Here is a 20,464-nt window from a genome sequence, read left to right as displayed (position 1 = left end):
ATCACACATCATCAATTTGGAGATATAAACATGGGTACGGCTAAATTTATTCAAGATGAAACTGAATTTGATTCCCTATTGAGCAATGAATCACTCATGGTTGTAGATTGCACGGCAACTTGGTGTGGTCCTTGCAAACTAGTTGCGCCATTAATCGATCAACTGGCTGAGGAATATAGCGATCGCGCCAAAGTCTTCAAACTGGACGTGACCGATAACAAAGCCGTAGCCAAACGCTTTGGGGTTAGAAGTATTCCAGCCGTCATGGTCTTTAAACAGGGCGCATTGATGGAAACGTTAGTTGGGGTCAAATCCTATGAAGAATTTACGGCTGCGGTAGAACGACAACGATAGTCTTCCACCGTGGGCTTCTCCCTGCTTTTGACCATTTCCTTCTCACACAATCATTCAATTTTGAGGTGCGACGATGAATACACGCATAGAAATTCGATGTCCTAACTGTGGCAGCTTGGCTCAACGGATCTTGAGCGATCGCTTAACCATTGGGTGCAACTGCCCAAGCCTCCAAGTGACTCAAACCGAATGTCCAACTTGCGACTATTTCATGACGACTTGTTCACAAAACGGTGCAGTACTTGAAGCCTATGCACCTGGTATTCAGGAAAACGATGCGGCGGCTACCACGCACAGAATCAGCGATCGCCTTCTTAGGTATCTGCTATCTAGCATGAGATTATCACCCAGCGAATTACTTTCTGGGCAATACTAGCCAATTTTTGAGCATATTCCACTTATCCCATTGAATAAAAATTTAAATTCCTATGATGCAAGCTGAAGAAATCATGACTCGAAACGTTATCACCATTCGTGGCTCGGCAACGGTTGCAGATGCTGTGAAGTTGATGAAAGATAAACGCCTAAGGGGACTGATAGTCGAACCACGCCACGAACAAGACCCCTATGGGATGGTGACTGAAACCGACATTATCTACAAAGTGGCAGCCTTTGGTCTCGATCCCAAGACCGTGCGGGTTTACGAAATTATGGTCAAGCCCTGTGTGGTCATCAATCCTGAACTGGGTGTGGAATATGTGGCTCGGTTATTTGCTCAAACCCACATTCGTCGAGCGCCTGTGGTTCAGGGCAAAACCTTGATGGGCATTGTTTCTGTCGGTGATATTCTCTTTAAGAGTGACTTTGTAGAAAATCCGAAACGTCTGTTTATTGAAGACGAAATCGAAATTGCCCGCGAAGACGCACGAACTATTTGTATCTCAAGGGGGGCAACCTCTCCAGAGTGCGCTGCGGCTTGGGATATGGCTGAGAAACTCCAATCGGAAGCCACCCATCAACATCAACGGGTTGAAAAGAAGGAACAGAATTCCCTCCTGTCCTACTGTGAGGATAATCCCAATGCCTTGGAATGTCGGATTTATGACGATTAGATCATTCTCTCCCAAAATTGTTTATGAATTTTTGTGATAAGTTGAGCAAGGCTATGACTCGCAATCAGAGTTTGCTCTCTGTTGAACTCGCGCCAAATCCTCAAATATGGCCCCAACACTTAGGTGGATGGGAAGCAGCCCATGCTCATATTTGGGAATTACAAGAATGGTTGCAATGGTTGATTGTTGAAACGGCTGATTTAGTTTGCGCTTACACGCTAACTTTGGAGTTCTATCGTGCATTGGGGGCTTCGGGGCTAGGATTATTGCGGCAGATCCTGGCGACCATCCCACATCACATTCCAGTTATTCTAGACGCTCAGCATAGTGACAGTCATACCAGCAAAATTTTTGCCCAGATGATCTTTAAAATCTGGCAGGTAGATGCAGTTACTCTCAATCCATACATTGGGCAAGATGGAGTGACTCCCTTTCTGATCTATCCAGATAAGGCTGTATTTATCTTGTGTGCTACGGACAATTCTTTAGCAGCTATGTTGCAGGAATATCCGAGCCGTCAATCACCGTTCTATCTAAATTTAGTAGAGCAAGCTAAAACTTGGGGGATTGCAGAACAGTTGGGGTTAGAAGTGGCTGGCAGTGCTGATGTCTTTGCCCGTATCCGTGCGATTTCGCCTGAGCGGTTGATCTTAGCGGGTGACATTTCGCTAGAGCCAACGGCATTGAAAGCATTTCTGAAAGCAGGACTGACCTCCAATGCTGATGGGCTGATTATTTCTACTCCCGACGATCTGTTAAGCTGTGAATCTCCCAGAAATGCCATCCGATCGCTACGGAATGACATCAATCAGATGATAGCAAACATGACTCAAGGCAACCCCACCTGTTCGGTTTGGTTTCCAAATGTGTGTATTCTGCAAGAACATCTCCATAAAGATTTGATTTTGCAGCTTTATGACATTGGCTGCATCCAGTTTGGGGAATTTGTCCAAGCATCTGGTGCAACGTTTCCCTATTATATTGACCTACGCTCCATCATTTCCCATCCTCAAGTATTCGAGCAAGTCCTCAACGCCTATACCAATATTCTTCAAACTTTGACATTTGATCGCATTGCAGGCATTCCCTACGGCTCATTGCCTACGGCAACGGGTTTAGGATTGCGCCTCAACTACCCTATGATTTTTCCCCGCAAAGAGGTCAAAACCCACGGATCTCGTCGTTTAGTTGAAGGGCAATTTCGGGATGGTGAGACGGTTGTGTTGATTGATGACGTTCTGATCACAGGTAAGAGTGTGCTAGAAGGCATCGCAAAACTGCAATCGGTGGGTTTAGTGGTGAAGGATGTGGTTGTATTGATCGATCACGAAGGGGATGTAACCCAGAAATTAGCGCGTCAGGGTTATCAAGCCCATGCAGTGTTGAAATTTTCTGAAATTGCCGAAACGTTATACGAAGCTGGTCGTTTAGACTCAACACAACTCGATATTTTATTGACGACTTCTGATTGACTTTAACTAACACAAACGGGAAGTTCCGCACTCTATCCATCCAAATCCTTTCCATAGTATTGCAATACTATGGCAATGCACTTCGTAAAAGCCATCTTGATCGTCATCCCTTGCATACTCACGCATAGAGTGACAAACAGTTTGACGCTCACGCCCAGAATCAGGTATGCGATTGTAGGCATCAGAATTATTGAGAATAGCCAAGATAAATCAGGGCTTTTAGGCTTATGTTATTGAGAATACAACTATTTTTAGCAATTTCCATAAATCTATGCTATCCTTTTTTGCGGGAATAGGAGTAAATAAACTATAAAGAGATAACCATAACTCATATAGTTAATTAAATACCTGCTCGTGGTACTTGTGAAGTAACCTTGTTTCACCATGACCTAAAAAACACTTGTTAGCAATTGGTATTTTCGATGATGAGTCTTAATAATAGTCCTGACAAAAATTCAGCAATTCAATATAGTATTCCTTTAATGCTTACATCTAGGGCATCTGTTATCGAAGCGATCGCTAAGATGCGTGAGACTGGTTCAGACTATGTACTCATTACAACAGATGGCAATATAAATAATGAAGAAAGTCAATTAATTGGAATTCTCACACAAACAGATATCTTAAGAATTCTCTCTCAAAGATCTTTGACAGAAGATTTATTGATTCAGGATGAAATGAGCTATCCTGTTATTACAATTCAAGAGACTGAGCTTCATGATGTTACAATTGCTACAAATCTATTTCAAGAGTATAAAATCAGCTATTTACCTGTACTAAACGGAAATCAGATAGTTGGTGTATTAACTCAAGATGACTTGATTAATCTGCTATTACAGAACACTTTAGAGCTAGAAGAAAATAATCAAAACTTACTGCAACAAAACCTTCAAAGTTTAGAGATTCAAAAGCTTCAAGAACTAAACCAATCCCTAGAGTTAAAGATTAAAGAGAGAACCCAAGAATTATGGGAAATTAACAAACTACAACGCGCCATTCTTGATAGTTCAGATTACGCAATAATTACCTGTGACTTAAATAGCACGATCCTAAGTTTTAATTCTGGCGCTGAAGCAATGCTAGGATACAGCATGAGCGAAGTGGTTGGTTATTGCGTCCCATTAATCTTCCATGATCCATTAGAGATCGCTGATCGCATTGCCAAGCTATCGGCTGAGAGAGGGGTAGATACGGTTTCCTTATTTGAGGTATTCATGAGATCAGATAAGGGAATTACCTTTACCCAAGAATGGACATATATCCGTAAAGATGGCTCAAAGTTTCCAGTCGAATTAACTATAAGCACTTTGAGAGATGATAGTGAGCAAGACATCGGATTTCTAGGCATTGCTAAGGATATTACTGAGCGCAAACGGATTGAGTTGGCACTATTGGAAAGTAATAACCGTTTCCGTACAGTATTTGATTCTAATATTGTAGGAATTATGTTTACTGATTTTAATGGTCATGTAACAGAAGCAAATGATTACTTTTTAGAAATGTTAGGCTATAGCCGAGAAGATCTAGAAGCTAATCGGATTAATTGGTTAAACATTACTCCTTCAGAATATATACAGCAAGATCTAGATGTAGTTGAATATATTCAGACAAATGGAGCCATAAAGCCTGTTGAGAAATCCTACTATCACAAAGATGGTCATCTAGTTCATATATTAATTTCAGCAGCAAAACTTTCAGAACAAGCTGATCTTTGTGTTTGTGTCATTATAGATATCAGTAATCTTAAAAAAGCTGAACTGAAAATAATAGAGCAGGATTCTCAATTTCAAGAATTATCCACCGCATCACCTAGCATAATTTATACTTTAGTCCAAGATGTAAATGGTTTAGTTCGCTTTAAATACCTTAATCCGATATTTGAAGAAATTACGGAAATCTCAATTGTAGAAGCTTATCGAGACGCTAGAATTGTATTTAATCAGATACATCCAGATGATAAACAAGGCTATCAGAATGCATTAGCTAATAGCTGCCAGAATATGCTCCCTTTTTGCTATGAATGGCGTATTGTCACCTATTCAGGTAAAACAAAGTGGCTAAAAGCAAGTTCACGTCCAACTCGGCGTGAAAACGGTGCGATAGTTTGGCATGGAGTCATCCAAGACATTAGTATTGTCAAGAATACTGAAGCTTCCCTTAAACAAAAACTTGCTGCTGTTGAATCAGCAATTGATGGAATTGCTATTTTACAAGAAAATAAATATATCTATTTAAACCGATCTCATCTAGCAATGTTTGGTTATGAAGATCCTGAAGAATTGCTTGGTTCAAGCTGGGATAAGTTATATTCCCCAGAAGTAATAGCCGAAATTGAAAAGGAGGTACTTCCTATTTTAGAAAGAGATCACTCTTGGAAAGGGGAACTAATTGCTCTCCATAAGAATGGTTCCACCTTTTATCAGGGCATATCTTTAACATTTACTGATGACGATTTGCTGATTTGTGTATGTCGCGACATTAGCGACAGTAAACAGGCTGAAGAGAAACTGCAACAGACTAATCAAGAACTGCAAAAAGCAACAAAGCTCAAAGATGAATTTCTCGCCAATATGAGCCATGAGCTTCGCACCCCTCTTAATGCCATCCTTGGTATTACTGAAGGTTTATCTGAAGAAGTCTTTGGTTCTCTTCAAGAAAAACAAAAAAATATGTTGAAGATCGTTGAGCAGAGTGGCAATCATTTACTGGAATTAATTAATGACATCCTCGATCTTGCCAAAATCGAAGCTGGTGAAATAACTTTAGATCTTGAAGTATCCAATGTTAAGAATATTTGCCAATCTAGTTTGACATTTATTAGGCAAATGGCAATGCAAAAAAACTTGCAATTAGATTTGAAGGGCAATATACCTGAACTAGAAACATTGCTCGATGAACGTCGTATCCGTCAAGTATTAATCAACTTGCTCAGTAATGCCATCAAATTTACCCCATCGGGAGGCAAAATCACTCTACAGTACTCTCTCGAAAGAAAGCCTATCCCGAATGATCATAGTTATCAAGATTGGGTATGTTTGACGGTAACGGATACAGGTATCGGTATTACCTCTGACGACTTAAAAAAAATATTTCAACCTTTTATCCAAGTTGATAGTAGTCTTAATCGCCAATATAATGGCACTGGTTTAGGATTGGCCTTAGTCAAAAAAATAGTCGAATTGCATGGCGGATATGTAAGTGTAACTAGTGAAGTAAATGTAGGTAGCCAATTTGCGATCGCACTTCCCTACTCAGATAACATATCTCAGCAGCCTCCAAAGCCAGCCAATATATCACCACATCCAAGCGAAGTAATTGGCAGTGATTGTGACCTCCCCCTAGTTCTGTTAGCTGAAGATAATGAAGCCAATATCTCTACGATTACTTGCTATCTCGAAGCAAAAGGTTTTCGACTTAAAATTGCTAGAAGTGGACAACAGGCGATTAATCTAGTACAAATACAGCCACCAGACTTAATATTAATGGATATCCAAATGCCAGAATTAGATGGTCTTGAGGCAATTAAACGTATCCGTAATATTGGTTTTACCAAGCCGATCATTGCTATTACTGCCTTAGCAATGAAAGATGACCGTCAGAAATGTCTCGACGCAGGAGCAGATGAATACATAAGTAAACCCATTAAGTTAAAGCTGCTTTCCACAATAATTCAACGGACTTACTTTAAAAACTGCTCATATAGAGAATCAGGTGAAACTTGATTTTGCCTAAAAATTTCATCGGTCATCTGTAACCCACATTCCGCTCGTAATGGAAGCCTAAAAATATTTACAAGGAGACAATCAGGGTTTCAGCGATTTTCTACAGGGCAACCGCATAAAATAGCCAACGACTTGACCAACACTGATCGCTTGAAACAACAAATCTGCATCTTGAAAAAATGGCTCTCGTTGCAACAAAAAATCTAGGACAATATTGGTGTCAACTAAAACTCTCACTACAAATACTTCTCCACTCGACGCTCTTCTAACATTGCAGCCACTTGCTCGTCAGTTGGTGCGGGTTGGTCAGTTTTTAATAAGCCTCGCATCCGTCTAATCGCGCCAGAGTGATCAACACTGAAAATAGGCTGATTTTGTAATGACTCAATTATGGCGCTTACTAACGCAAGGCGATCGCTAAACGGTAGCTTGAAGACTTGCTCTTTTAGTTCTTGTAATAACATAGATGGCTTTCTGAAGATGTCTAAATATATTATCGCTACTTAGCTGTATGGCGGATATTTTCCTCTAAATCTTCTTCCTATTTAGGTGTAGCCGTATCAACAGCAATCATTCTGCCAGAAGCATTCGAGCGATCGATATATGACTGAAAAGCTTGAATATTTTCCCTATGAGTAAGTACATATTTTCGTAAGTCATCCAACTCCATTTTGTTGTAGTTGATGTCTGTCATGGCTCATAGCCTCCTGTAGTTTTTATCTCAAGATCAAGATTTCCTTCGGCAAGTATATATAAATTTCCAGCACGTTTGCCTATTCTAACAAGCTCAATCGCTTTGTACTGCCAGTTAGGATAGATCGCACTTGTCGAGTCGATAACGCTACACTTCAAATCAAGTAGGGGGTGTTAGCGTACTAAGAATAAGCCCTTGCAATTGTTTTGTAGGTTCCTCAAGATTAAGCATTTGATAGCCATGTATAAGGCGATCAAGGAAAATTCTTGTAAAATCCCTCACGACTTTCTATTTTGAGAATTTCAATAACTTCTCCATCCCAAAAAATCCCAATACGATAGCTATAATCAAATTTAATGCGATAGTATCCCGAAAACCCTTTTAGTGGCTCAAGATCTGGAATTTCGGACAGTGTTTGAGAAGTTCCAATTGCTTCAATACATTTTCTAACTTTTGCAAGAACTTTGCGATCGCTGATTTTGTCTAAATCTTTTTTGAAGCGCTTGGCAATTTGATATTTCATTGAGGCAAACTCTCCAAGAGAGATTGTGACTCTAATTCAGATAAAAAACCTTCTTTCCGAGAATTTTCACAAGCTAAATAAAGGATAGAGTCTTCTAATTCAGAGGAATTATTTTGAAATAAAAGTTGTAGAAAGCCTTGACGAATTTCTAGGGGTAAGGTTTGAAATAGGCTATAAAAACCTGTACTAGTTAGCAAAGATTCTGTGATTTGTGCTTGACTCATGGCTGTTTGTTTCCTTTTCTACACAGTCTATATACAAATTATATAACCATCAAGCTTTTCGGGTAAACCAGCGATCGCACTGAATTTATAGATTTAGATTTCCCACATTGCAATCAATTCATTGACAAGCCCTTGCAATTGTTTTATAGGTTCCTCAAGATTAGGCAATTGATACCCATGTATAAGCCGATCTCGTACAGCTTGAATTACTCTCACCTGATCAAACTGCTCTATCGAAAGCTCACCTTGAGAATATAAATGATTAATTAAAGAATTGGCAGGAAAGCGTTCTATCGGAATTGTAACTTGCCTAGCTTGACGACGCACAGCAGCTTCCAAAATTCCCCATAAATACCAAAAGGCAACTTCCACTTCTCCCATCGCTAAAAATCTTTGAGCCTGTTCTTGACGTTGCAACATCTGTTCCCAAGTCAGTAACTCACTATCATCTTGGGGATCGTCTGAAGAGATATCTTCGCCAGTGATCAGTAAAAATCGCCAACCATGATGCTGAGCTACTATTTCGGCAATCTCTCTATAGCGATCGACTGAGATTTTAGCAATTGAGTTTTTAAATTCGATTATGTAACCTTCATTCGATCCCTTTGTCACAATAATATCTGGAGAATAATTTCCCAAATCAAAAGGAATCAGGGATTTAGAAGGCTCGATTACAACTTCAAATCCTTGCAACCTATATTTTTCAGCAATTCCTCGTAATCTATTTTGTTCTAAAACTTTGGTATCTAAACCTTTTTCAGCTAATTGAGAATTAACAGTCATACGTAGTCCTCCAATGGTTTAGATTCAGAAACAGATTGCTTGTTAATAGCAATTTCAAATAAAAACTCAGGGGCAAAGTCTGCGCCATTTGACCATTCTATAGTCCGACTAGTTACAAATACCTGTTGAAATAAACTTTTATCTTTCAATGGTTCAAAGACTTCGCCATACAATTCCTGTTCTAAATCGACAATCCCTTCTATTCCATTGTTAAATGTTAGTTTTAATCGATAGTTATCTAGATATTCCGCAGAGATAACATGAAGCAATAGCTCCTTTTTATGGAAGGGGATCGATTTTGTTAAGGGGTTTTCTTTGACGTGCATTTTCCCAGTTCTCCAATAGTTCAGATTTGTGCAGATCGAGCCACTCCCAAATTAAATTTAGTCCTCTTTTGGGCATTTGACCACAAACTTCACCTGTTTGAATCATTATAATCGCTTCACAATCTTGATACTCAACATGAATATGAGGTGGATTGTGATCGTTGTAGTTCATTGTGATTTTTATGCCATAGAAGCTGGATAGGGTGGGCATACGCAAGAGTAGCAATCAGGGCTGCATTCTATTGTAAGCGATCGCTTTGCTGTGTTTGAAAGTACGATCTACAAGATCGGCGATCGCACTTGTCGAGTCGATAACGCTACACTTCAAATCAAGTAGGGTGTGTTAGCGTAGCGTAACGCACCAAACAAACCCAATCAAAACCATCAGAAAGGTGCGTTACATTTCATTAACGCTCCCTACGCGATCAGCGATCGCACTACAAGATCGCCGCGATCGCTAAGCAGCTTGAAGTATCTTCGGTTCAGGAATAGATTCACCTTCTATTTGCCAAGCTTCTAGATACATTTCAATAACTTCTTCACCATTATGAATTGCTTCCTCACGAGTTTCGCCATGCGTACAAGGCATGACAACGCGATCGGCAAATTCTGGAATTGTGACTAGAAACAACTGATCCGCCTCAGACCATTGAACATTCATACTGTATCTACTCATAAATCTTCCTCCTGATTCTTTCGTTTCTTGATTGCGTCCAACAATTTTGTAATGATCGCACTACAAATCAAGTCAAGTAGGATGTGTTAGTGTAGCGCAACGCATTCAAATATTTAGGGTTGGTTACATTGCATTAACGTACTCTCAGGAATCGCAATTTAAACAAAAAGACCATTAGGAATTAAGCGCAGCTAAGTCTCATAGCCGCTCTTCAAATTCACTTAACCCTCTTACTGTTTCGATGTATTCAGGGATAATTACAGAAATCCCAATAATAGGATGTTTTGTAAAAGAATTATCGCGTATACCTTGATAGATAATTTCGTATGCAAATTCCTTCCCTTGATATATTTGCCGTGTTGCTAATCTTGATATAATAATGGCATCTGTAAATCTTGAGTTTTTGAAGTCACTGACTAAATAATCACCCCATACCTCATTCATCACATTAGTGATTTGTAAATCTTTTCGATAATCATGCTTTTTATTTTCATGTTTTGGGTCTCTAGAATTTAAATCTAAATAAAGTCTCTCACTGTAGACGATATCTCTATCAAGATTTACGTTAAAACTGTACGAAAAATTATAGTCTTTGTAAATTCCAGGACCTTTGAGATAAATTTTATTCTCCCCAAGCATAGTGTAATAGGTCTCAAGAAACTTGCCATTCCTTAAAGAAAAAATTCCATTGCCTCTCACGCAACACTCACTCTTTTGTCCAACTGGGTAATATCCCTGATAAAGCTTAAGCCCTTTAAAAAAGCTATTAGAATTGAATTTTCTCATAACAGTTTCTGGAGTTTCACCTGGCAAAGCTTGAACGGGGATAGTTCCAAAAACGCTAAAGTTTAGCACCAACAATGAAAGTATTGATATGAACTTCATAAGAGTTAGTTTTGTTAAAGTTTCTTCGTTAATAAACACTTTTGCAGTTAGAACTTAGTATACATTTTTATACGTTTCACGTCTACAAATTCCCATGAAAAATTGAAATTGATCGTTTTAAAGTTTCTAAACAACCCGTAAATTTTTACATTAGAAGCGATACAGCTAGTTTTTAGTTTTCTTGCTGCTAAATCTCTGAGTCAAACCTTCACCAACTAGAGAAAGACCGATCGCCATAAAAGTAATCGCCAAACCAGGGAAAACCGTTGTCCACCAAATATTTTCACCAGTCGAGAGCGCATCGAGGGCTTGCTTGAGATCGTGACCCCATTCAGGTACATCTTCGGGAATGCCTAAACCTAAGAAGCCTAAACCTGCCAGAGTCAGAATTGCATCGGCGGCGTTGAGGGTGAAAATTACGGGTAAGCTTTGGATGACGTTGGGGGCGAGATATTTGATTAAGATTGTTTTTGTGTCTGCACCGATCGCTTGAGCAGCTTCGATATAAACTTCGGTTTTCGTACTCACAGTTTGGTTGCGGATCACCCGAAAATATAGGGGGATATAGGCAACACTGAGGGCGATCGCCGCATTGATGACCCCATTGCCGACCACAAAGGCGATCGTGAGCGACAGCAACAAACTAGGCAAGGTATATAGCGCATCCATGACAAATACTAAAATGCGGTCTAGCCAGCCACCTTTGTAGCCGCTAATCATGCCCAAGGGTACACCGATGGCGATGCTAATTACCGTTGAGGCGATGGTTACTTGCCATGCCACACTTGCCCCTGCGATCGTGCGTGTAAACACATCATGTCCCTGCAAATCTGTACCAAACCAATATTGGGCTGAGGGGGGCTGATGAATCGGGTTACTGAGAAACTCGCTAGGATTAGTTAACAGTCCTACGGCTTGCAATATTGGTGCGGCGATCGCCATCAGCAAAAAAACAGCACTAATAACGCAGCCAATAAACATTAAATTTTGAGATACTGATGGCAACTTCATTGGGTTTTGGTAAATTCCTTGTTTTGTACTATACCGCGATCGCTAAATCTAGTTAAAATTAGAATCCTGGGATCAATGGTATAAATTATGGATGTAATTCCCGCAATTGATATTTTAGATGGACGCTGCGTGAGGCTCTATCAAGGGGATTATCAACAATCGGAGGTATTTGGTGAAGACCCTGTAGAAGTGGCAAGGCGTTGGTATAGCCAAGGCGCTAAATATTTGCACGTAGTTGATTTAGATGGGGCAAAGCAAGGTCAGCCCCAAAACTTGAAGGTGATTGAGGCGATCGCCCGTTCAATCCCGATCCGTGTGCAGATGGGTGGTGGCTTACGCGATCGCGATAGTATCCTGTCAGTACTGCATTCTGGTGTCAGCCGTGTCATTTTAGGCACAGCCGCCGTGGAAAATTCGCAACTAATCGCCAGTATTTGTGCGGAATTTCCTGAACAAATCATGATCGGCATTGATGCCCGTGATGGTAAGGTTGCCACTAGGGGCTGGTTGACGACTTCTGAGATATTGGCTGTGGATCTGGCGCGAAGCATGGCGGAGATCGGCATTGCTGGGATTGTTTATACCGATATTCACCGCGATGGCACGATGCAAGGTCCAAACCTAGAGGCATTGCGCCAGCTTGCCGAAAATGTCGATGTTCCTGTGATTGCGTCTGGCGGTATTAGCTCGATCGCTGATTTACTAAACTTGTTAACCCTTGAGTCCGTTGGTGTGAAGGGCGCGATCGTGGGCAAGGCGATTTACACAGGACATATCCAATTACCTGAAGCGATACGTGCCGTTGGCAATGGGCGCTGGCAGGATGTGATCGATTCGGCGATCGCGTAAATTTACAGCGCTTTGCGCTCAAACCCAAACCAAGAAAAAATTTAAAAGCGTTGCGAAGCAACGCTTTTAAATTTTTTCTTGTGGTTCGTTTGAGTGGCAACTTCAATTAATGGCAATTCTCGGTGCAGGATTGCGGAAAAGATATTGAAACTCCCTTTGACGGTCAGCGATCGCTTCGGGACCATAACTCCATAGGCTCTTGTAATAGAAGTAAGAAATGCCTAATCCGCGCCGTTGGGTGGCAAAGGACTGGGAAAATACACGGGCGATCGGTACGTTGTTATTGCGAAGTCCAGAAAGAATGCCGATACCTGTAGAAATTTTATTTTGTGCCTCCACAATTTCAGGACGGCTGATCTGACTGGTAAAGTCATCGATGTCAGCGCGGTACACCTGCACGATTAATTCATCGACAATATCTTGACGCACCCAACTCAGCCAATCTTGCAACTGTTGTTTATAGGCAAAATCGTAGTAATTGGGAGACACTGATAAGATTACATTAGGCTTACGCTGCTTTACGGCTTTACTGAGATTGCTCATAAAAGCAGTAATTTTATTTGCTCGCCAACGCACCCAATCAGGATCATCAACGTTAGTAGGAGCTTGCTTCTTTGTCTCTTGGCGATAAAGATTTAATGTGTAGGGGTCATAACCAAAGGTTTTCGGAAGACTGGTGTGATCGTCAAACTGAATGCCATCTAGATCATAGTTAACTACCGCCTCTAGCACTAAGTCCGTTAAAAACTGCTGCACTTCAGGATGAAAAGGATTAAGCCATGCCACTTCTCCCGCCGCCGTAATCGACGTTTTTTTGCCATCGGCTTGCTGGGTGAGCCAGTGAGGATGTCCTGTCGCCAGTTCTGACATCTGAGGAGCCATGAAGCCAAATTCAAACCAAGGCATCACTAGCAGGTTATTTTGATGTGCCTGAGCAATAATATCGGCAACAATGTCCTGTCCCTCATTGCCGCGATAGGTAAAGGGCTGAATGCCCTCTTTTTGGGCGATCGCACTGGGATACATCACATAACCAGAGTTCCAAACAACGGGGTAAATCGTATTGAAGTTTAGTTGCTGGAGTTGTTGTAATCCCTCACCTAGTTTTTGACGATCGCTAAACATGGCAAAGTCATTCAGTGTCAGCCATACGCCGCGAATTTCTTGGCGTTTATTGACAGTCGGCGGCACAATTGGCGGTGCAATTATAGGATTAGGTTGCGGATTAGAACGGGCAATTTCTGGTCTTATAATTTCTGGATTAAGAACTTCGGGTCTTAATTGCGCGATCGCTGCATTCTGCAAGTTAAGAGAATCATGGGACTGCGCCCAAGTTGTCGGCATATAGTGATGCAGAAATATAGCTGTGGCAAAGGCGATCAAAAATAAACTGACCTGCCTAAATGCTTTAGATAATGGCTGAAGCGATCGCCATGGAAATCGCCATAAAGGAGGTTGACGAAAATTAAGACTCAGTTTATATTTTTGCCAACCTTGAGACATAGTTTTTGTAATCTTTGTAATCTTTACTGTTTGATTTGTATTAATTTGTAGCTGTTGCCAGTCGCTATACAGTATGGTTCAGCGATATTGCGCTTAGCAAGCGTATTTTTAGCGTATTTTTGCGGAAGCGTAGGGAGAATGAGTTAATGCTCAAACAGAACCATCGGGCTTGGCTGGAAATTGACCTCACCGCCTTATCCCACAATGTACAACAGTTTAAATCCCAATTAAATCACGCCACAGAGTTAATGGCGATTGTGAAGGCGGATGCCTATGGACATGGGGCGATTGAAGTTAGTCAGGTGGCGATCGCGGCGGGGGCGACATGGTTGGGAGTTGCCACGATTCCTGAGGGGATTGAGTTGCGCCGCGCAGGAATTACTGCGCCGATTTTGATATTGGGGGCGACCAATGGGATCGATGAAATTAAGGCGATCGCTGAATATCGTTTACAACCAACTATTTGTAATCCTAAGCAGGCACTAATTTACCATGAAGTGCTGGCAGCAACTGAGGAAACAGTGCCTGTACATCTCAAAATTGATACGGGCATGACCAGATTAGGCGTAAATTGGCAAGAGGCGATCGCCTTTGTGCAGTTGGTACAGCATTTACCAAATTTAGAGATTCAGAGTATCTATTCCCACTTTGCCACTGCCGATGACTGCGATCGCACTTTCATGGATTTGCAAGCACAACGGTTTCAGCAGGTGATGAATGAATTAAGTCAGCAGGGAATTTCGGCGCGATCGCATATTTGCAATACCGCCGCCACCCTCAGCGATCATCGTCTGCATTCCGACATGGTAAGAATTGGCTTAGGGCTATATGGACTCTATCCTGCACCACATTTTAAGTCCCTAATTAATTTACGCCCCGCCCTAACCGTCAAAGCAAGAATCACGCAGGTTAAACAAATAAGCGCTGGCACAAGCATCAGCTATGGCAGATCCTTCATTGCGCCCAAGGACATGACAATCGCAATCGTGGCGATCGGTTATGCTGACGGCATTCCGCGTGGTCTATCCAACCGCATCCAAGTCGCGATCAATGGTCAAAGAGTCTCACAACTTGGCACGATTACCATGGATCAATGTGCGATCGATGTTAGCAATGTTGCCAATGTCAATGTGGGCGATGTGGTGACGTTTTTGGGTGGCGAATCAGGAAATACTGCCGATGATTGGGCAGATTTATTAGGCACAATTTCATGGGAAGTTCTCTGTGGTTTTAAGCATCGCTTGCCGCGCATTAATGTTAGGGCTGGTGTGTTGACAAGATAAAAGCTTACTGTGCAGCCAGGTTTAAAGTTACGCTTTGTGTCTCATACGATCGCAACCATAAGTTAGTTAAAATTCTTGTCTGAGAACATAATTTTGGGATAGTCTCATGGATGCTACCCTCCTAGAACAAATACGTCATCTTTGTCGCGATCGCGCTGCCTATGAACGACTCAAAGCTATTTTGGTACAGCAAGAGCGCCTGCATCAACTTAGCTGGGAAGATCGGTGCAAAAACTTATTGCCTAATTTAGTGCCTGATTTACTACCTAATTTAGTGCCTGCCATGGGAGCAGATTCTGGCATTGTCACGACTAGAGATCTTCCGCAGGAATCTGAAATCTTGGCAACCACAGGCAATATTCCCATAAGTCATACCAATGAAGCCAATACCTTACTCTCGAATATCATTGTTCGTGAAAAGTCTATCGCCCAGCTTACAGACGCAATTCAGCGATCGCCATCCCTTGATTTAGTGTTGCAAATTGCTGTACAGGTAGCTCAAAAATTGCTGCAAGTTGATCGCGTTGCCATTTTTCGCCGCCATCCTGACGGACGCGGTGAATTTATCACCGATGCGATCGCCACAGGGGTAACATCTTTAGCCGATATGCCAGAGCGTCAACTTTCATTGGCAAGGCATTTAACCGAGTCTGCCACAATCGAGCACAGCGATCAAACGGTTGACAATATTCGCAGTTCTAGTCTGTCATCGCATATTGTGACTGTCCTTGAACAGATTGGTATTTCTTCCTATGCTGCTAATAAAATTTATGCAGGACAAGAACTTTGGGGTACTCTTGTGGCATTTCATGGCAGTTTTTATCATAGTTGGACAGAAAGCGATCGCACCTCCCTTAGCTTGGTTGCCTCACAAATTAGCGTAGCGATCGCGATCACCCACCTGCGCCAACAGTCACAGACCTTAAGCGATGACGTAAGATTTTTGCAGCATGAACTGGACAAATTGCAAGCAACAGTTAGCGAAATTGTCGAACAGCAAAAACTAGTAAAAACCTTAAACGAACCAGTAAATGAACCAGTAAATGAGTCGATAGATCAACTAATGGAAGATCTAGCAGAGCAGCAGCAAGCTCAGTTGGATAGAGAAACCATAGAGAGTCTTCCTGAAGATTCGTCAAAAGAATTCTTAGAGGAACCTATTCAGGAATATACCGAAACCTCAGTAGAGGTTATACATGATGATAGTATTCATGCATTTGAGATAGAACCTGCAACGGTTTTGCAAGTAGAAAATATTAGGACAGAAGATAGTAGCGAAGTTGAGGCGATCGCAGTCGAAGTAATTCAATCAGAAACGGTTAGCGAAAATGTACACTTAGTATTTAATGCGAAACCTGAATTAGAGGAAAGTGAACATTTACCAGAGCGAAGCTTTCAAGATATTCCTCAAGATATTCAAGAGCATATCTCTGACTGGCTTGGTCAAGAACCGTTAGATTTACATCAAGCGCTTGATGAGAATAACGAGTCAGAGCAGCCTGACGCGATCACCACGAATAAAGCCACAAATCAAGATGATATACATGAATCTAGTTTAGTTAATGATCAGGAGACGATTAATAATGCGCTAGATGCTACTTCCAATATAGTTACTGAGGTGATTACTAATTACCCTGCCAATCTTTCCGATGGTTTGGAAAGCACTTCAGAAAATACTATTGAGGACTCTATTCAAGAAATCAGCGCAGACATTGCAGACGAGAATAGGATTGAAAATAATGAAAGTAACCCCGAAAGTAATCTTGCAAGTAATCCCGAAAATAATATTGAAGATAATATTGAAAATATTGAAGATAATATTGAGATGATTGAGGATATCAAAATTTCCTTTCCCATGTCTCGCAGTGGTTTACCACCACAATTTCTAGTTGAGCAACATGATCATTCACCTGAAAATCCGCCCCTAGCTGCCTCCGCTAACTTGCCTGCGAAACCTGATGAATCATCAGATGATCGCGATCCTGCGATTGAGCCACAGTTTATCGAGACAATTTTAACGATCGCGGGCAGTGGGACAAAAGCCCGTGAATTTCTGCTCGATGTAATCGATGATTATTTAGAAGAAGCCCCAAGGCTTATCCAATCTATAGATCGGGCGATCGCCACCAACGAGCAGGCAAAACTGTTGCAATTATTAAATTCGCTGCGATCAGCTAGTGAATATGTTGGCGCTTTGTCAGTTGCTTACCAATGCCGTCAACTAGAGTCTGCGATAAGAGCCAACTATGTAGTACTGATCTATGCGTCTTTGTCGCAGCTAGCGATCGAATCGCAAAGAGCATCAGAGGCACTTAGAATTGAGCGATCGCGCTATAACTACTAAATCAGAGACTTACTAAGAAAAAATTAAGCCTATTGATAATACCTTATGTTTAGATATATAGTAATTATTCTTAACATAATCAAATCTTATATCTTAAATTTTAGTAATGCAAGTAATGAATGCGGATTGGACAACAACAGAAGAAACCATAGCCCAAAAGGCTTTTGACACTGCTTACAAGAGAGAAATAGGCTCTCTAATGGCAGCAGTGCGTCACCAAGTTGGGTCTTTACAAGAAATTGACGATATGTGGCGATTGCACGATTTTTTAAGTGTCAAGCGCCACGAAGTTGATGGTCGTTACGATTATCGACTGCCAATGCTCGTTTTTGTCTTTGCTGGCTTGGTCAAAGATGGCTGGCTGAGTATTGAGGAGCTTGAGGGATTGAATGCTGATAAAATCGCCAAGATTGCAGCGCTAGCTCGAATGTAAAACCTCTCTTTGCCCTATTCCATGCACCCTACTTCCTTCTCAGTCTAAAAATAGACATTAAAAACCAAAGAATTAGCAGTGCATCGCGCCACACCGCTAGTTTTAATGGGGGGAATTATTCTAAAATTTCAGAAGCACTTTGAAATGTTTGGTTCAAGCATTTCAAAGTGCTTTTGGTGTTTATGAGAAATATCTACCCTTAGAGGTTTTGTAATTGTAGACACAATATGAGTACATAATTATCATGAATGTCTAACACATAAGCATCAATGTTGGTTGCTATAGATCATGGCATTCTCAAAACTATAGAATTTGTCGATTAAATCATGACATATACCATTAATTCAGCTAGAAATATTTTCCCCAACACTTTAGCGGCTGACGTAGTACCAGCTACTACAGCAAGGTTCAATCAACTTAGCCCCGAAGATCAATTAGCATGGATTTGGTTTACATACCTTGAAATGGGCAAGACCGTTACTATTGCCGCCCCTGGAGCTGCGAGTATGCAGTTAGCTGAATTGACTCTAGAAGAAATCAAAAAGATGAGTTTTCAGCAACAGACCCAAGTCATGTGTGACTTAGCTAATCGCGCCGACACCCCTATATGCCGCACCTATGCCACTTGGACACAAAATATCAAGCTAGGCTTCTGGTATCAGCTTGGGCAATGGATGGAGCAAGGAATTGTCGCTCCGATCCCTGAAGGTTATCAACTTTCAGCAAATGCTTTGGCTGTTTTGGAAACTCTTAAAACTCTGGAGCCAGGCCAACAAATTACAATTCTGCGTAATTCAGTTTTGGATATGGGTTTTGACCCAGCCAAAATGGGTGGATACACCCGCATTGCTGAGCCTGTCGCTCCACCACGCGAGATTGCCAGTCGAACTCAAGTAAGTATTGAAGGTGTAAGCAATCCTACGATTTCGGCTTACATGAACAACATGAACGCCAATGATTTTGATGCTCTAATTTCCTTATTCCTTCCTGATGGAGCTTTGCAGCCTCCTTTCCAAAGACCAATTGTTGGCAAGGATGCGGTGTTGAGGTTTTTCAAAGAGGAATGCCAGAATCTAGTACTTATCCCTGAAAAAGGTATTTCAGAACCAGCAGAGGGTGGCTATAACCAAATTAAAGTAACAGGCAAAGTACAAACTCCCTGGTTTGGTTCGGCTGTGGGTATGAATATTGCATGGCGCTTCTTGCTCGATCCAGACAATAAAATTTTCTTTGTAGCGATTGATCTTCTTGCCTCTCCTAAAGAGCTTTTAAATCTTGCTCGCTAGGTAAATCCACATTAGCAAATGATAGGTAATGCTCTGCACCGCCTATCATTTGTTAGTGCAACTAAAATCAGACTGCAAATCAGTATTTAACTTATTGTCTTTGGAGAATATGCAAACTTTGGCTCGTTCGCTAAAGATGTGGAAGTCTGATACATGGTCAGGATTAGCTCTATCAATGCTCATATTAGGGCTATGGATAACCAGCTTTTTCTTATCCCTCAGTATTCCTATATCTACTACATCATGGTTATATATAGCTGGGACTGTGATTTTGCGGGCTTATCTCCAAACTGGATTGTTTATTGTTGCCCATGATGCTATGCATGGGAATTTATTGCCGCCTTATCCAAATGTCAATAATATGATTGGTCGTTTGGCAGTCACTATCTATGCTTTTTTACCCTACGATCACTGCCGCGAAAATCATACCAAGCATCATCGTTACACATCTCAAGTTGGTGATCCAGATTTTTGTGATGGCTTTTCTAGTCCTTTGTTTTGGTATGGTAAATTTATTCGCGAATACTTTCCTTTTCGTTCGCTAATCGTTTTTATCCTAAGTATGCTTATAAGCATTGTTAGTCTCATTTTCTTCTTCAAGGTTAATGTGATTAACTTAATTCTCTTTTGGTTGCTGCCCCTTGTCCTGAGTTCACTGCAATTATTCTATTTCGGTACATATCTACCGCATCAGCAAATTGAAACCAATCCAAATTTCTTACCACGCCTCCACCGCGATCGCTATTCTTTGATTTGGTCTTTGATTAGCTGCTATAACTTTGGGCATTACCATTGGGAGCATCATCAATATCCCAACGTTCCTTGGTATCAGTTACCCAATGCTCATATTAATTACAGTGCAAAGCACTGACTTAAAAAACAAGATATTTTAAACCCATCGCTCCGCTTCGCTTTTGTGAATATTCTGGTTTGTCAACTTAAATAGGGCTTGCTGAAAAAGCAAGAAAAGCATACGCGCATAGGTTTTCAAGGGCAACGAAAACTGATAAAATGCAAAGAAAAGCAGCAAAAGCAAGAAAAAAC

Annotated in this window: 24 protein-coding genes and 1 pseudogene; 11 read left to right on the top strand and 14 right to left on the bottom strand. The window is 41.2% G+C overall.

Annotated features, from left to right (window positions below; all coding sequences use genetic code 11):
* The first annotated feature begins 30 nt into the window (after positions 1-30).
* From trxA to H6F44_RS10225, 4 genes are all read left to right on the top strand, one after another.
* Positions 31-354 carry a thioredoxin gene (gene trxA, locus H6F44_RS10240; protein WP_190350861.1) on the top strand — a complete coding sequence of 108 codons (324 nt, stop codon included), beginning with the start codon at positions 31-33 and terminating at the stop codon, positions 352-354.
* A gap of 73 nt (positions 355-427) precedes the next feature.
* Entirely contained in the window at positions 428-730 is a 303-nt protein-coding gene (locus tag H6F44_RS10235; RefSeq protein WP_190350860.1) for a hypothetical protein, read from the top strand.
* Between the two features lie 52 nt (positions 731-782).
* On the top strand, positions 783-1,406 hold the full coding sequence (locus H6F44_RS23765) for a CBS domain-containing protein (protein WP_190350859.1): 624 nt from the start codon (positions 783-785) through the stop codon (positions 1,404-1,406).
* A gap of 23 nt (positions 1,407-1,429) precedes the next feature.
* On the top strand, positions 1,430-2,878 hold the full coding sequence (locus H6F44_RS10225) for a bifunctional orotidine-5'-phosphate decarboxylase/orotate phosphoribosyltransferase (protein WP_190350858.1): 1,449 nt from the start codon (positions 1,430-1,432) through the stop codon (positions 2,876-2,878).
* A gap of 32 nt (positions 2,879-2,910) precedes the next feature.
* Here H6F44_RS10225 and H6F44_RS10220 read toward each other — a convergent pair whose 3' ends face one another.
* A complete protein-coding gene (locus tag H6F44_RS10220; RefSeq protein WP_190350857.1) occupies positions 2,911-3,060 on the bottom strand; it encodes a hypothetical protein in 150 nt (49 codons plus the stop codon).
* A 243-nt stretch (positions 3,061-3,303) separates the two neighbouring features.
* Here H6F44_RS10220 and H6F44_RS10215 point away from each other — a divergent pair, with 243 nt between their 5' ends.
* Positions 3,304-6,600 (top strand): PAS domain S-box protein, encoded by a 3,297-nt coding sequence (locus H6F44_RS10215; RefSeq protein ID WP_190350856.1) that lies wholly within the window; start codon positions 3,304-3,306, stop codon positions 6,598-6,600.
* A gap of 120 nt (positions 6,601-6,720) precedes the next feature.
* On the opposite strand, the pseudogene H6F44_RS10210 reads toward H6F44_RS10215, so the two are convergent.
* From H6F44_RS10210 to H6F44_RS10160, 12 genes and pseudogenes are all read right to left on the bottom strand, one after another.
* A pseudogene (locus H6F44_RS10210) lies at positions 6,721-6,837 on the bottom strand (PIN domain-containing protein); the annotation flags it as partial.
* Entirely contained in the window at positions 6,837-7,064 is a 228-nt protein-coding gene (locus H6F44_RS10205; RefSeq protein WP_190350855.1) for a hypothetical protein, read from the bottom strand. The pseudogene H6F44_RS10210 and the gene H6F44_RS10205, both read right to left, overlap by 1 nt.
* Before the next feature lie 77 nt (positions 7,065-7,141).
* Entirely contained in the window at positions 7,142-7,294 is a 153-nt protein-coding gene (locus H6F44_RS10200; RefSeq protein WP_190350854.1) for a DUF6887 family protein, read from the bottom strand.
* Positions 7,291-7,452, bottom strand: coding sequence for a DUF6888 family protein (locus H6F44_RS23995; RefSeq protein WP_407681870.1), 162 nt, complete (start codon positions 7,450-7,452; stop codon positions 7,291-7,293). Before H6F44_RS23995 ends, H6F44_RS10200 begins: the two co-directional genes overlap by 4 nt.
* 95 nt (positions 7,453-7,547) lie before the next feature.
* Positions 7,548-7,817, bottom strand: coding sequence for a type II toxin-antitoxin system RelE/ParE family toxin (locus H6F44_RS10195; RefSeq protein WP_190350853.1), 270 nt, complete (start codon positions 7,815-7,817; stop codon positions 7,548-7,550).
* Positions 7,814-8,041, bottom strand: a complete 228-nt coding sequence (locus tag H6F44_RS10190; protein ID WP_190350852.1) for a hypothetical protein — start codon at positions 8,039-8,041, stop codon at positions 7,814-7,816. Before H6F44_RS10190 ends, H6F44_RS10195 begins: the two co-directional genes overlap by 4 nt.
* Positions 8,042-8,134: 93 nt before the next feature.
* Positions 8,135-8,824, bottom strand: coding sequence for a hypothetical protein (locus H6F44_RS10185; RefSeq protein WP_190350851.1), 690 nt, complete (start codon positions 8,822-8,824; stop codon positions 8,135-8,137).
* Positions 8,821-9,150 (bottom strand): DUF2442 domain-containing protein, encoded by a 330-nt coding sequence (locus H6F44_RS10180; protein WP_190350850.1) that lies wholly within the window; start codon positions 9,148-9,150, stop codon positions 8,821-8,823. The genes H6F44_RS10185 and H6F44_RS10180 overlap by 4 nt, the downstream gene beginning before the upstream one ends.
* Positions 9,104-9,322, bottom strand: a complete 219-nt coding sequence (locus tag H6F44_RS10175; RefSeq protein ID WP_190350892.1) for a DUF4160 domain-containing protein — start codon at positions 9,320-9,322, stop codon at positions 9,104-9,106. The genes H6F44_RS10180 and H6F44_RS10175 overlap by 47 nt, the downstream gene beginning before the upstream one ends.
* A 285-nt stretch (positions 9,323-9,607) precedes the next feature.
* Complete coding sequence (locus H6F44_RS10170) at positions 9,608-9,826, bottom strand: type II toxin-antitoxin system HicB family antitoxin (protein WP_190350849.1); 219 nt, start codon at positions 9,824-9,826, stop codon at positions 9,608-9,610.
* Between the two features lie 198 nt (positions 9,827-10,024).
* Positions 10,025-10,750 carry a hypothetical protein gene (locus H6F44_RS10165; protein ID WP_190350848.1) on the bottom strand — a complete coding sequence of 242 codons (726 nt, stop codon included), beginning with the start codon at positions 10,748-10,750 and terminating at the stop codon, positions 10,025-10,027.
* Between the two features lie 126 nt (positions 10,751-10,876).
* Positions 10,877-11,722, bottom strand: coding sequence for an ABC transporter permease (locus H6F44_RS10160; RefSeq protein ID WP_190350847.1), 846 nt, complete (start codon positions 11,720-11,722; stop codon positions 10,877-10,879).
* An 87-nt stretch (positions 11,723-11,809) separates the two neighbouring features.
* Between H6F44_RS10160 and hisA the strand changes: the two genes are divergently transcribed.
* The gene (hisA, locus tag H6F44_RS10155; protein WP_190350846.1) at positions 11,810-12,571 is read left to right on the top strand and encodes a 1-(5-phosphoribosyl)-5-[(5-phosphoribosylamino)methylideneamino]imidazole-4-carboxamide isomerase; all 762 of its coding nucleotides are present in this window, start codon (positions 11,810-11,812) and stop codon (positions 12,569-12,571) included.
* A gap of 102 nt (positions 12,572-12,673) precedes the next feature.
* On the opposite strand, the gene H6F44_RS10150 is transcribed toward hisA, so the two are convergent.
* On the bottom strand, positions 12,674-14,074 hold the full coding sequence (locus tag H6F44_RS10150; protein ID WP_190350845.1) for a family 10 glycosylhydrolase: 1,401 nt from the start codon (positions 14,072-14,074) through the stop codon (positions 12,674-12,676).
* 146 nt (positions 14,075-14,220) lie between these two features.
* On the opposite strand from H6F44_RS10150, the gene alr reads away from it, so the two are divergent.
* From alr to H6F44_RS10125, 5 genes are all read left to right on the top strand, one after another.
* Complete coding sequence (gene alr, locus H6F44_RS10145; protein WP_190350844.1) at positions 14,221-15,357, top strand: alanine racemase; 1,137 nt, start codon at positions 14,221-14,223, stop codon at positions 15,355-15,357.
* Positions 15,358-15,463: 106 nt separating this feature from the next.
* On the top strand, positions 15,464-17,701 hold the full coding sequence (locus H6F44_RS10140; RefSeq protein ID WP_190350843.1) for a GAF domain-containing protein: 2,238 nt from the start codon (positions 15,464-15,466) through the stop codon (positions 17,699-17,701).
* A 106-nt stretch (positions 17,702-17,807) separates the two neighbouring features.
* Positions 17,808-18,134: a hypothetical protein gene (locus H6F44_RS10135; RefSeq protein WP_190350842.1), complete on the top strand. Its 327-nt coding sequence runs from the start codon at positions 17,808-17,810 to the stop codon at positions 18,132-18,134.
* Positions 18,135-18,460: 326 nt separating this feature from the next.
* Positions 18,461-19,420 (top strand): orange carotenoid protein N-terminal domain-containing protein, encoded by a 960-nt coding sequence (locus H6F44_RS10130; protein ID WP_190350841.1) that lies wholly within the window; start codon positions 18,461-18,463, stop codon positions 19,418-19,420.
* A 109-nt stretch (positions 19,421-19,529) separates the two neighbouring features.
* On the top strand, positions 19,530-20,291 hold the full coding sequence (locus H6F44_RS10125) for a fatty acid desaturase (RefSeq protein WP_190350840.1): 762 nt from the start codon (positions 19,530-19,532) through the stop codon (positions 20,289-20,291).
* Positions 20,292-20,464: the final 173 nt, after the last annotated feature.

The sequence above is a fragment of the Pseudanabaena cinerea FACHB-1277 genome, assembly GCF_014696345.1.
GTDB lineage: Bacteria > Cyanobacteriota > Cyanobacteriia > Pseudanabaenales > Pseudanabaenaceae > Pseudanabaena > Pseudanabaena cinerea.
This window is presented reverse-complemented; position numbering and strand designations above follow the sequence as displayed.